The following is a 14,336-nucleotide window of genomic DNA, read 5'->3' as shown; positions in this document are numbered from 1 at the left end:
GTAAAATGAAAAACTTGATTAAAAAAGACCTATATCAAATAAAACATAATAAAATTATACTCATCTCCTTTTTATCAATTATACTAATGGGGATTTTTGGTGCAGAGAGCTATATTTTAGACTTAAAAAGTAGTAAAGACTCCATAGGAATATTTGATGCTATGGTATTTGACTCCACAATAATAGTAATTTTAGCAACTCTTATAACATCATCATTATTGGGAATAGAATTTAAAAATCGAACTATAAATAACGATATCTATTTTGGAAATTTACGAAAAGATATATTTACTTCTAAAATCATAACTTGTTTAATCATTTATAATTTACTCATTATAGTTTTTCCTCTAGCAGGATGTATACGAATGATCCCAAAACTTGGCTTTACAACTATGGGTATATCAGGAGGAATAATACATATAATAAAAATAATCCTTTACTCTATACTGCTAAATAGCGCTATGTTTTCTGTATGTGTCCTTATTTCTTTCTTATATAGGGATATAGGAAAAACTCTAAGCTTATCAGCAATATATATACTATCATTTTCATTATTAATGGCTTACGGAAAACCAGAAGGCTTATTTGATAAAGTAAAGATACTAAACTTTATTCCGATAATGGAGATTAGATATGTAGTTTATGATAAGCTAACATCTATTAATCATATTATGATAATTACTAGTGCCTTGATAATCTTCATATTTTTTACTTCATTGGCAAGTAGAACTTTTAATAAAACAGAATTGAAATAAAAATAACCGTCTTTTTGTTATACTAGTTTGTAGTAGTATTTAAATTGTGTATATAACTGGATATTTTCCTGGTAGTAATGAATTAATTATTCCAAGCTCATTAATTAAAGAATTATATAATAATTTCAAGTTATTAGAAATAATAGAATGTAATCTTTGAATTTAATAATTATTGAAATTTAATTTGATAACACAAAATATACAAAGTATTTCTTATTTCTAATTATATTTTACAAAACATGAAATCTCCCTTATAATAGTAATTGTAAATTATCAACCTATGGGAGCTTTGTGCTGAGAGGAAGTTTTGACTTCGACCATTAAACCAATCAGGATAATGCCTGCACGGGAATGGAGCATATTTATACTCCTATAAGTAATTTTTAGGAGGTTTTTTTAATTTATGAAATATAAAACACAGATGGAAGCGGCTAAACATGGTTTTGTAACTGAAGAAATGAAAATAGTTGCAAAAAAGGAAAACGTTAGTGAAGAGTACTTAGTTGAAAAAATTGCTAAAGGTGAGATTGTTATTCCAAGAAATAAAAATCATAACTCAATCTCTCCAGAAGGAATTGGTACAGGATTAAAAACAAAAATCAATGTAAACCTTGGTATTTCAAAAGACATCAATAACCTTGAACTTGAAATGGAGAAAGTTGATATAGCACTTAAAATGGGTGCAGAATCAATTATGGATCTTTCAAATTATGGAAAAACTCAAGAATTTAGAGAAAGATTGATCAAAAAATCTACTGCAATGATAGGAACTGTCCCTATGTATGATGCTGTTGGATTTTTAGATAAGGGTTTAAGTCATATCAAGGCTGAGGAATTTTTAGATGTTGTTAGAAATCATGCTGAAAATGGAGTTGATTTTGTAACAATTCATTGCGGTATCAATCAAGCTAACGCTGAAATATTTATGAGAAACAGAAGAATAAATGAAATTGTATCTCGTGGTGGATCTTTATTGTTTGGTTGGATGAAAATGAATAATAGGGAAAATCCTTTTTATGAATATTATGATGAATTATTAGATATTTTAAGAGAATATGATGTAACCTTATCACTAGGAGATTCATTAAGACCAGGTGGTATTCATGATGCAACAGATCCTGCACAAATTGCTGAACTTATTACCTTAGGTGAGCTTACAAAAAGAGCTTGGGAAAAGGATGTCCAAGTTATCATTGAGGGTCCAGGTCACGTTCCAATAAATGATATAGAAACAAATATAAAATTACAAAAAAAATTATGCCACAATGCACCTTTCTATGTTCTAGGACCATTAGTAACTGATATTGCACCGGGCTATGATCATATCACAAGTGCTATTGGTGGAGCTATTGCAGCAAGTTATGGAGCAGATTTCCTATGCTATGTAACACCAGCAGAGCACTTAAGATTGCCAGATGTAGATGATGTAAAAGAGGGAATAGTTGCTGCAAAAATTGCAGCCCATGCAGGAGATATTGCAAAATTAAAAGATGCTGATAAGTGGGATCTTGAGATGAGTAAAAGAAGACAAAAAATTGACTGGGAAGGTATGTTTGAACTTGCTATGGATCCTGATAAGTGTAGAGCCTACAGAGCAGCATCATCACCTGAAGAGGAAGATACATGCACTATGTGTGGGGCTATGTGTTCTATGAGAAATATGAATTTAATTCTTGAAGGAAAAGATATAACTTTATAAATTTTAAATGGCTTTGATAGCCAAAAATAAAAACTCAAGTTTGCCAAAACAAAGCATACTTGAGTTTTTTGTTTTTAAAAATTATTGATTTATAAATTTATAATTAGATAATATACTTGTAGTTAAAAATATTTATCTTTAATTATTATAGGAAAATGTACGAAAGTTTTTTGATGAAAGGTTGGGTTTATGAAGACAGATATAGAAATTGCAAGAGAGATTGAATTAAAAGATATTGATGAAATTTGTAAGGATTTAGAAGTAGAAAATTATGATAAGTACGGAAAATACAAGGCAAAACTAGATTTAAGCTATGCTGATAAGAAAAAAGAAGGCTCAAAGTTAATTTTAGTTACAGCTACAAATCCTACACCAAGTGGAGAAGGTAAGACTACTATGAATATTGGATTATCAATGGCTTTAAATAGGATTGGACAAAAAGCTATTTCAGTTTTAAGAGAGCCTTCACTAGGACCATCATTTGGCCGAAAAGGTGGAGCAGCAGGTGGTGGATATAGTCAAGTTTTACCAATGGATGAAATAAATCTACATTTTACAGGTGATTTTCATGCTATCACAACATCCGTAAATCTTGTTGCAGCAATGTTAGATAATCATATTTACCAAGGTAACGAAAAGAATATAGATCCAAAACAAATTATTTGGAGAAGATGTGTAGATTTAAATGATAGAGCTCTTAGAAATATTGTAATTGGCTTAGGAAATAAAACTGATAGTGTAACTCGTGAAGATAAGTTTGATATAACTGTTGCAACAGAAATGATGGCGGTTTTATGCCTTGCAACAAGCATGCAAGATTTTAAAGAAAAAGTTGGCAAAATGATAGTAGCTTACGATTATTCAAATAATCCTGTAACTGTAGACGACATACAAGCTACAGGTTCTGTTGCAGTAATTATGAAAGAAGCTTTAAAAGCCAACCTTGTTCAAACAACAGAAAATACACCAGCAATTATTCATGGTGGTCCATTTGCAAATATAGCTCATGGGTGTAACTCACTAATTGCTACAAAAACTGCTTTAGGTATTGCTGATTATGTAGTTACAGAAGCTGGTTTTGGAGCAGATCTAGGTGCCGAGAAATTTAATGATATTAAGTGTAGATTAGGTGGACTAAAAACAGATGCAACAGTGATTGTAACTTCAATTAGATCACTAAAATACCATGCAGGTATGCCAATTGATATGCTAGCTAGTGAAAATCTAGACTATCTAGAAAAAGGATTTAAAAACCTTCAAATTCATATAGAAAATATGAAAAAATTTGGAAATAATATTATAGTTGCTATAAATAAATTTGCTACTGATACTGAAAAAGAAATAAAATTAGTGCAAGAGTTAACTGAAAAACTAGGCGTAAAAGCTATTGAAACAACAGTATTTACTGATGGATCAGAAGGTGGAGTAGAGCTTGCTAATCAATTAGTTGAACTTTGCGAAAAAGATAATGAATTTAAATATTTATATGATGAAAGATTATCTACAAAAGAGAAAATAGAAACAATCGCAAAAGAAATTTACAGAGCGAAAAAAGTTGTATACACAAAAAAGGCTGAAAAAGAAATTACTAGAATTGAAGGTCTAGGATATAAAGACTTACCAATATGTGTAGCAAAAACTCCTTATTCTCTATCAGATGATCCTAAGAAAAATATGACTGTCGATGATTATGAAATTACAATTAGAGATGTCAGAGTAAATGCCGGAGCTGGTTTCATTGTTGCCTATACAGATAATATTTTAACCATGCCAGGACTTCCAAAAGTACCAAATGCTTATCAAATTGATTTAGATGAAGATGGTGAAATTGTAGGACTATTTTAATATTGTAAAATTTTTTTAATATTTTTCCTTGAAATATTTTTAAAATTATTTATAATATACTTATACAAAAATTTAAGGGATAGATGGAGGGGTATTATGAAAAATTTACGTGTATACAACTATACATTTTTAAATAAAAGTATGTTTTCTTGTATTTCATACTCTATCTTTGCTTATATAAAAAAATTAAGATTTCCAATAGGATTATTTTGCCATGCATAAAGAGAACCCACAATAGGGTTCTCTTTTTCTTTATGTTTTTGAATAAGTTAGGAGGGTAACAAGAATTTATTTATGAGTGGTGTAGTAGCGATAAAAACTGAAGACTGTTTGTTCCAAAAGCTTTTTTATTCGTTAAGTTCTATCCAACACAGGGGGCAAGATTCAGCTGGAATCATACTTTCTGACGGAAAAACTTTAAATAGGATAAAGGGCATGGGACTAGTCAGTGAAGTATTTAGAGACACTGATTTAGAGGATAATGATTATAAAATTGGGATTGGTCATGTAAGAAGCTCACCAGAAGCTTGCAATAAAGATTATAATATCGAACCATTAGTTAGCTTTACAAAAAATAATGAGTTTGCATTAGCCCACGATGGTAATCTTACAAATTATGATTTATTAAAGGAAATTTTGGAAGAAGATGGGATATCCTTTCACACCCATACTGATAGCGAATTGATTTTACTTTTGATAGCTAGATACTATGAGGGTGATATGATAAAAGCTATTAGAAAAACTATGGATGTAATACAGGGAGCTTATTCTTGTGTAGTAACTATGCCGGATAAGATTATTGCATTTAGGGATTATCAAGGATTTAGACCTTTGATGATAGGAAGTGATGAAAATGATACTATTATCTCTAGCGAAAATTCAGCAATAGAAATTCTTGATATAGAGGATTACAGAGATATTCAAGCTGGAGAAATAATTATAATAGACGATCAAGGTATTAAATCATATCCATCACAAAATGAACAATTAGAAAAGCATTGTATATTTGAGTATGTATATACAGCTAGACCTGATGCAAATATTGAAAATATAAACTCTTATATGTTTAGAAGAAGGTGCGGAGAAGTCTTATATAGGCAAGCACCTATAGAAGCTGATTTGGTTTGTCCAGTCCCTGATTCTGGAACTCCTTCTGCTATAGGATTTGCTCAAGAGTCAGAGATACCATTTGCTGAAGGTTTAGTAAAAAATAGATACATGGGCAGAACTTTTATAAAACCAAGTCAAAAAGAAAGAGATCTAGCTGTAAAATTAAAATTAAATCCTCAAAAATCTGTTGTAGATGGTAAGAGGATAGTTTTGGTAGACGATTCTATAGTACGCGGTACTACCAGTGCAAAACTTATAAAAAGAATGAGAAAAGCTGGAGCTAAAGAAGTTCATTTTAGAGTGACATCTCCACCAGTTACATATCCTTGCTATTATGGAGTAGACACTCCAGATAGAAATAATCTTATAGCAGCTAGATTAAGTGTAGAAGAGATAAGAAAACAAATTGGTGCAGATAGCTTAGAATTTATAAAGCTTGAAAATATGTTAAATCTTGTCGATAAAGCAGAAAAATACTGTACAGCTTGTTTTACTGGTGAATATCCAATCATAGAGGATAAAAAATGAATCTAGCTGTTTTTATTTCAGGAGGAGGAAGTAATTTTAAGGCACTAATTGATGCTCAAAATAGTGGATATTTTAATAGTCAAATTAAGTTTGTAGTCTCAAATAAAAATGCACCTGGGCTTAAATATGCCAAAGAAAATAATATTGATTTTCTAATAAGTAAAGATGAAGATGAAATAATTAAAAATCTAAAAGAGCATAATATTGATTTAATAGTGCTAGCAGGATATCTAGTTAAAATTAGTAAAAAAATTTTAGATGAGTTTACAGTTATAAATATCCACCCATCCTTATTGCCAAAATATGGTGGCAAGGGATTTTATGGTATGAATGTCCACAATGCCGTTTTCGAAAATAAAGAAAAAGTAAGTGGAGTTACAGTGCATTTTGTAAATGAAAAACTAGATGATGGTGATATTATTTTGCAAAAACAAGTAGATATAAGTCATTGTAAAAATGCAGATGAAATTAGCCAAGAAGTTTTAAAAGTAGAACATAAGACACTAAAAGAAGTAATAAGAATATTGGAGGAAGAAGAGTGCGTGCATTAATTTCAGTAACTGATAAAACAGGAATAGAAGAATTAGCTAAAAACTTAAGTGATTTAGGAATAGAAATTGTATCTACTGGTGGTACATATAAAAAATTAGTGATGCAGGAGTAAATGCCATTGAGATAGATCAAATTACAAACTTTCCAGAAATATTAGAAGGCAGAGTAAAAACACTTTCTCCATATGTTCATGGTGGTATTCTTTATAAAAGAGATGATGAAAATCATGTAAATACAATAAATGAACACGATATAAAGCCAATAGATATAGTTGTGGTAAATCTTTACGAATTCCAAAAAGCCTTAGAAAAAGGAAATCCAGAAGATATTATTGAAAATATTGATATTGGCGGTCCATCAATGGTAAGATCTGCAGCTAAAAATCATAAAGATGTTCTAATAGTAACAGATCCAGGTGATTATGATGAACTTTTACAAAGGCTTAGAAATGATGATATAGACTTAGCTTACAGACAAAAACTAGCAATGAAAGCTTATAGTCTAACTGCATTTTACGATTCAGTAATAGCTAGATACTTTTCTAAGCTAACTGGTGAAGAAAGTAAATATAAGACTTATGGATTTGAAAAAGAAAATGATTTAAGATATGGAGAAAATCCAGGTCAAGAAGCTGCACTTTACAATGACCCATTTGTAAAAGGATTAATGGAAAATATAGAAGTAATCCATGGTAAAGAAATGAGCTACAATAATTACAACGACTTAAATCCAGCTTTGGAATTAGCTCAAGAATTAGGAGAAAATGCAGTTGTCGCTCTAAAACATCAATCACCATGTGGTGTTGCCCAAAAAGATACTATTTATGAATCATATATCAAAGCCTTTGAATGCGATAGTCAATCAATATTTGGAGGAATAGTTGCAGTAAATGGAATTGTTGATGAAAAAACAGCAAGTAAAATGAATGAAATCTTCTTAGAAATAATTGCGGCAAGTGATTTTACAGACGAAGCTTTAGAAATATTAACACAAAAGAAAAATGTCAGACTTGTAAGAGTAAACTTTGATAATGAAACAGTCAAAGAAGAAATTAGATACTTAAACGGAAAAGTACTTATCCAAGGTAAAGATTTTGGAGAAGATGAAATAAAAATTGTAACAGATAAAAAACCAAGCGAAGAAGAAATAAAAGATCTATTATTTGCTCAAAAAGTTGTTAAATATGTAAAATCTAATGCTATAGTTGTAGCAAAAGATATGCAAACTTTAGGTTGTGGTGCTGGTCAACAATCAAGGGTATGGGCGTTAGAATCTATAAGAGATCATTTTAAAAACAGGGATTTTACTGGTGCAGTTTTAGGATCAGATGCCTTTTTCCCATTCCCAGATACAGTAGAACTTGCTCATGAAATGGGAATAATTTCTGTTATACAACCAGGAGGATCAATTAAAGATAAAGATTCCATTGATAAATGTAATGAATATGGCATGAGCATGGTATTTAGTAAGTCACGTCACTTTAAACATTAAGGAGATTATTAGTGAATATATTAATTATTGGTTCTGGAGGTCGTGAACACGCTCTTGGTAAAAAAATTGCAAATAAAGATAGGAAAATATATTTTGCACCAGGTAATGGAGGTACTTCTACTATAGGAGAAAATATTAATATTGGAGTTGACGATATTGAAAAGTTAGTAGATTTTGCAAAAAATAATAGTATCGACTATACAATAGTAGGACCAGAATTACCTTTATGCCAAGGGATAGTAGATGAATTTGAAAAAAATAATCTTAAAATATTCGGTGTAAATAAAAGTGCATCAAAATTTGAATCAAGCAAATCATTTACCAAAGAATTTTTAAATAAATATGATATAAAAACAGCAGATTATCTAAAAACAAATGATAAAGATAAAGCAAGTTCTTATGCTAAAGATCTTCTGGAAAAAAATGGCAAAGTAGTTTTGAAAAGAGACGGTCTTGCCAGTGGAAAAGGTGTATATATAATTGAAGATTTCGATCAATTAAATCAAACAATAGAAGATATTTTTACTAAAGATAATGAAATAATTATAGAAGAATATCTCGATGGTTTTGAAATGAGCTTACTTTGCTTAACAGATTCTGAAACTATAATTCCATTGCCAACTAGTAAAGACCATAAAAGAATTTATGAAAAAGATATGGGTTCAAATACTGGTGGCATGGGAACTTATTCCCCTAATATAGAAGCTACAATATATAAGGATCAAATAAAAGAAGAAATTTTAACAAAAATTCTTCATGGATTAAAAAAGGAGAATATAGATTATAGGGGAGTTCTATTTATAGGATTTATGATAAATGAATCTGGCATTTATGTTTTAGAATTTAATGTTCGATTTGGAGACCCTGAAACACAAGTTGTCTTAGAGCTTATAGATAATGATCTTCTAGATTTATTGAAGGCAACTTCAGAAAAAAAACTTAAAGAAATTGATTTAAAAACTAATAACAAAAAAGCTGTTTGCCTTGTACTGGCCTCTGATGGTTATCCAAAAGACTATGAAGTGGGTAAAGAGATAACATTTGAAGATAAAATTAATTCAACTATCTATCATGCAGGAACAAAAAATGAAAACGGAAAGCTCTTTACTTCTGGAGGTAGAGTTTTAAATATTGTTTGTGCAGAAGATAATTTTGATAAAGCTATAAGTAAAGTTTATGAAGATGCAAAAAAAATAAACTTTGATGGCAAATATTTTAGAAAAGATATTGGACCGTCTGTAAAAAGAGTTTATGTTAGAAGAAAAGATGATTATGACTTTGAATCACATAATCTAAAAACTAAGATAAATAATACTTTAGGTATAGATTTAAAAAAGTTAAAAATATATAAAAGATACGATATAGAAACTAGTAATGAAAATATAGAAAAAATCTTATATCAAGTTTTAGCAGAAGCTCCAGTTGATGAAGTATATGCCTTTGATGATGCTATTGATTTACAATCATCATTAGAAAAAACAGTAGTTAGTCAATTTTTACCAGGTCAATTTAATCAAAGAGAAAAAGGTGTTATAGATACAGCTTCTCTTATAATTAATGATGAAAATTTAGAAGTAAAAGCATCTACTGTTTATGAACTATCCGATGTTAGTGAAGATGAGTTAGTTAAGATTGAAAAATTTTTAATAAATCCTGTCGATTCTCAAAAAGTTAAATTAATAGGTATACCTACAACTTTAAAAGCAGAAAATAAAAAGAATTTAGAGAATATAAGCTATGATACTTTCGTAGATTTTGATGATGAAAAACTAAATCAATTTTTAGAAGATAATGCTTTGGCTATGAGTTTAGATGATCTTAGAATGGTAAGGGATTATTTTAAAAAAGAAAATCGAAATCCAAATGAAACTGAGATAAAAATTTTAGATACTTATTGGTCAGATCACTGCCGACACACAACTTTTAATACATTTTTAGATATAGAATTTGATACAGCAACTTTATTAGATGAAGCAATTAGAGATTCTTTTGAAAAATATTTACAAATGAGAAGAGTTCTAGATATTAAAAAACCAATTAACCTAATGAGTTTTGGAACAATTCTTACTAAATATATGAGAAAAAATGAAAACTTTGAAGATTTAGAAATTTCTAATGAAATTAATGCTTGCTCTATTTACACAAAGGTTAGAGTTTTAAAAGATGGTAAAGAATCTATAGAAGATTATTTATTAATGTTTAAAAATGAAACCCATAATCATCCAACAGAAATAGAACCATTTGGTGGAGCATCAACTTGCTTAGGAGGAGCAATAAGAGATCCTCTTTCTGGAAGAGCTTATGTTTATCAAGCGATGAGACTTTCTGGAGCTGGAAACATAAAAGAAGATTATGAAAAAACTTTAGAAGGAAAACTTCCTCAAGCAAAAATTACTCACGAAGCTGCCCTAGGCTATTCTTCTTATGGCAATCAAATAGGACTTGCAACAGGACTTGTTGATGAATTTTATCATGAAGGTTATAAAGCAAAAAGAATGGAATGTGGAGCAGTTATTGCAGCAGCTCCGGCAGAAAATATAAAAAGACTTGATCCTATAGAAGGTGATATCGTAATACTTCTTGGAGGAAAGACTGGTAGAGATGGTATAGGAGGAGCAACAGGATCATCAAAGTCCCACAAAGTAACTTCTATTGAGACAGAATCAGCTCAAGTTCAAAAAGGTAATGCACCAGAAGAACGTAAGATCCAAAGATTATTTAGAAATCCAGAAGCTGCTAAGCTTATAAAAAAATGTAATGACTTCGGTGCTGGAGGAGTTGCAGTTGCAATAGGAGAGCTTGCTGATGGTATAGATATTTATCTAGATAGAGTTCCTTTGAAATATAAGGGTTTAAAACCTTTTGAAATTGCAATTTCTGAATCACAAGAGAGAATGGCAGTTGTCATTGACAAAAATGATAAAGATAAGTTTGTAAAATATGCTACAGAAGAGAACCTAGAAGTTACTGAAGTGGCAAAAGTAACTGATAATAATACTATGACTATGTATTATGAAGATAAGATTATAGCAAGGCTTTCTTATGATTTTATAAATACTAATGGAGCTGATAGATCTGAAAAAGTTGATGTAGTAAGTGAAGAAGTTCCTTCAATTATTACACAAAAAGATGACGATCCAAATAAGTTTTATGAAAAAGTATCAAGTTTAGATATAGCTTCTAAAAAAAATCTAATTGAAATGTTTGACTCATCTGTGGGGAAAAATACAGTCTTAAATCCATTGGGTGGTCAAAAACTTCTAAACCCATCTCAAGTAATGTCAGCAAGAATACCGGTAGAAGAAGGGGTTTCAAAAACAGCTTCACTAATGAGCTATGGTTTTGATCCAAATTTATCTGAGATGAGCCAATATTTGGGAGGATATTACGCAGTAATAGAATCTATATCTAAATTAGTTGCTATAGGTTCTGATTTAAATCAAATAAGGTTATCATTCCAAGAGTTTTATGAAAAAATGGATAATAGCAAAGCTTGGTCAAAACCATTAAAATCCTTAATAGGTGCCTTTGAAGTAACTAGCTTTTTTGAAATGCCACCAATCGGAGGCAAGGATAGTATGAGTGGGACTTTTGAAAATATAAAAGTACCTCCAACATTAATATCTTTTGCAGTAACTACTGAGGATGTAGAAAATATTATAAGCAATGATCTAAAAGGAGAGGGCAAGCTAGGAATTATAGAAACTCCTTATAGAGAAGATGGAACTTTAGACCTAGAAAAATTGGAAAATAATTATCATGAGCTTATAGAAGATATGAGAAATGGAAATATTATTTCTGCAATAGCTCTAGACAGAAAAGGATTATTAGCAAATATTTATGAACAAGCTATTGGTAATACTGGTTTTACATTAGATTATGATAACTTATATAATCCAATGTATGGATCATTTGTTGTAGAATACAAAGATGACCGAGAATTTATAGAAAATATAGGAAGCTTTTCTGATGATATAGTTGTCAATGGCAAAAAATTAAAAGCTGATAAACTATATGATTCTTATATTCATAGCTTAGATGAAGTTTTCCCAGGCTATGAAGAGGTAAAACATCAAAAACTAGAAACTAAAGAAGTTACTAGAAAATTAAAATCAGACAAATCAGTAGAAAAACCAAGGGCAATAATATTAGCTGCTCCAGGTACTAACTGCGAATGGGATACTCAAAAAGCCTTAGAAGATGCAGGAGCCGAAACTAAGATACTAGTATTTAAAAACCAAAATGAAAGTGATATTAAAAATTCTATAAATCAATTAGAAGAAGAAATAAGAAAATCACAAATTTTCGTTATACCTGGAGGATTCTCCTTAGGAGATGAGCCTGACGGTTCAGCGAAATTTTTAGCAAATATAATACGTAATGAGAAAATATCTAAAGCTATAGATTATCTATTAAATGAAAATGATGGCTTGATTTTAGGAATTTGTAATGGATTCCAAGCATTAGTAAAAACTGGACTTTTGCCATATGGAAAAGTTCTTGTACCTAGAGAGAATGATCCGACACTTACAAATAATACAAGTTCTCGCCATATAGCTACTTTTGTAAATACAAAAACTTTAACAAATAATAGTCCTTGGACTCTTGGAGTTGACTTAGATCAAACTTATAGAATACCTATTTCTCATGGTGAAGGAAGATTTATTGTTAGTGAAGAAAAATTAAAAGAACTTTTAGAAAATGACCAAGTATTTTCAGTATATGAGTCATCACCAAATGGATCAAACTATAATATAGAAGGTATTCTTTCAAAAGATGGCAAAATTTTAGGAAGAATGGGACATGCTGAAAGAATAGATGATGACTTATTTAAAAATGTTTATGATGTAAAAAGAGAAAATATATTTGAAAACGCAGTTAATTATTTTAGAAAGGAAGACATATGAAATTTTTAGGAGATGCATTAACATTTGATGATGTTCTATTAGTACCAGGACCATCAGAAGTATTACCAAATGAAGTTGATACACAAACATATTTAACAAATAAAATAAAATTAAATATACCAATGATGTCAGCAGGTATGGATACAGTTACTGAATCACAAATGGCTATAGCTATGGCTAGGCAAGGTGGCATAGGTATTATACATAAAAATATGTCCATAGAAGAACAAGCTAGGCAAGTCGATGTTGTAAAAAGATCTGAACATGGCGTTATAACAGATCCTTTTTACCTTCATCCAGATAATATCCTACAAGATGCTCTAGATATTATGAATAACTATAGAATATCTGGTGTTCCTATTGTAGATAAAGATATGTATCTTCAAGGGATACTTACAAATAGAGATGTAAGATTCCAAGATGATCCAAATGTACAAATAGATGGCATAATGACAAAAGAAAATCTTGTATTAGGCTATGAAGGTATAAAAATGCAAGAAGCCATAAAATTAATGGAATCTGCAAAAGTAGAAAAATTGCCTATAGTAGATGGGGATAATAAATTAAAGGGTCTTATTACCATAAAAGATATTGAAAAATCAAAACAATATCCAAATTCAGCTAGAGATGAAAACAATAGACTATTAGTAGGGGCTGCAGTAGGTATAACTAATGATATGTTTGAAAGAGTAGAAGCCTTAGTTGATGCAAATGTAGATGTAATTACTGTAGATACTGCTCATGGTCATTCTAAAAATGTATTAAATGCAATTAAAAATTTAAAAGAAAAATATCCTGATTTACAAATAATTGCTGGAAATGTAGCTACTGCTGAAGCAACAAGGGACTTAATAGATGCTGGAGTAGATGCAGTAAAAGTTGGTATAGGACCAGGATCAATATGTACAACTCGTGTTGTAACTGGTATTGGTGTACCACAAATAACTGCAATAATTAATTGCGTTGAAGAGGCTAGAAAACATAATATTCCAGTAATAGCTGATGGGGGTATTAAATACTCAGGGGACATTACAAAAGCATTAGCTTGTGGTGCATCAGTAATAATGGCAGGTTCCTTGTTTGCAGGAACAGAAGAATCTCCTGGAGAAACCATTCTTTTTGAAGGTAGACAATATAAGGAATACCGTGGAATGGGTTCACTAGCTGCTATGAAAGACGGATCTGGAGATAGATATTTCCAAACAAATACTAAAAAATATGTACCAGAAGGTGTTGAAGGTCGAGTAGATTACAAGGGACCAGTTGGAGAAGTAGTTTACCAATTACTAGGTGGTTTAAAATCTGGTATGGGTTATGTAGGAAGCAAAGATTTAAATGAACTTTATGAAAAAGCAAAATTTGTTAAGATTTCACCAGCTTCATTAATAGAAAATCACCCACATGATATAACAATTACTAGAGAATCACCAAACTATACAAAAAGATAGG

At 30.3% G+C, this 14,336-nt stretch carries 8 protein-coding genes and 1 pseudogene; all 9 read left to right on the top strand.

Annotated features, from left to right (window positions below; all coding sequences use genetic code 11):
* The first annotated feature begins 5 nt into the window (after positions 1-5).
* Positions 6-755 (top strand): ABC transporter permease, encoded by a 750-nt coding sequence (locus DY249_RS04395; protein WP_101540424.1) that lies wholly within the window; start codon positions 6-8, stop codon positions 753-755.
* Between the two features lie 403 nt (positions 756-1,158).
* Positions 1,159-2,454 carry a phosphomethylpyrimidine synthase ThiC gene (gene thiC / locus DY249_RS04390; RefSeq protein ID WP_115595308.1) on the top strand — a complete coding sequence of 432 codons (1,296 nt, stop codon included), beginning with the start codon at positions 1,159-1,161 and terminating at the stop codon, positions 2,452-2,454.
* A gap of 189 nt (positions 2,455-2,643) precedes the next feature.
* Positions 2,644-4,299, top strand: coding sequence for a formate--tetrahydrofolate ligase (locus DY249_RS04385; protein WP_115595307.1), 1,656 nt, complete (start codon positions 2,644-2,646; stop codon positions 4,297-4,299).
* A 96-nt stretch (positions 4,300-4,395) separates the two neighbouring features.
* On the top strand, positions 4,396-4,521 hold the full coding sequence (locus tag DY249_RS09415; RefSeq protein ID WP_257877087.1) for a hypothetical protein: 126 nt from the start codon (positions 4,396-4,398) through the stop codon (positions 4,519-4,521).
* A gap of 72 nt (positions 4,522-4,593) precedes the next feature.
* Complete coding sequence (gene purF / locus DY249_RS04380; protein ID WP_101540427.1) at positions 4,594-5,937, top strand: amidophosphoribosyltransferase; 1,344 nt, start codon at positions 4,594-4,596, stop codon at positions 5,935-5,937.
* Positions 5,934-6,488, top strand: coding sequence for a phosphoribosylglycinamide formyltransferase (gene purN / locus DY249_RS04375; RefSeq protein ID WP_101540428.1), 555 nt, complete (start codon positions 5,934-5,936; stop codon positions 6,486-6,488). The genes purF and purN overlap by 4 nt, the downstream gene beginning before the upstream one ends.
* A pseudogene (gene purH / locus DY249_RS04370) lies at positions 6,476-7,980 on the top strand (bifunctional phosphoribosylaminoimidazolecarboxamide formyltransferase/IMP cyclohydrolase). Before purN ends, purH begins: the two are co-directional and overlap by 13 nt.
* Positions 7,981-7,991: 11 nt before the next feature.
* Positions 7,992-12,887 carry a phosphoribosylformylglycinamidine synthase gene (locus tag DY249_RS04365; RefSeq protein ID WP_115595306.1) on the top strand — a complete coding sequence of 1,632 codons (4,896 nt, stop codon included), beginning with the start codon at positions 7,992-7,994 and terminating at the stop codon, positions 12,885-12,887.
* Positions 12,884-14,335: an IMP dehydrogenase gene (guaB, locus tag DY249_RS04360; protein ID WP_101540431.1), complete on the top strand. Its 1,452-nt coding sequence runs from the start codon at positions 12,884-12,886 to the stop codon at positions 14,333-14,335. Before DY249_RS04365 ends, guaB begins: the two co-directional genes overlap by 4 nt.
* The last annotated feature ends 1 nt before the right edge of the window (position 14,336 follow it).

The organism is Anaerococcus octavius (assembly GCF_900445265.1).
Lineage (GTDB): Bacteria > Bacillota > Clostridia > Tissierellales > Peptoniphilaceae > Anaerococcus > Anaerococcus octavius.
Note: the sequence above shows the minus strand (reverse complement) of the source record. Positions and strands in the feature narration are given on the sequence as shown.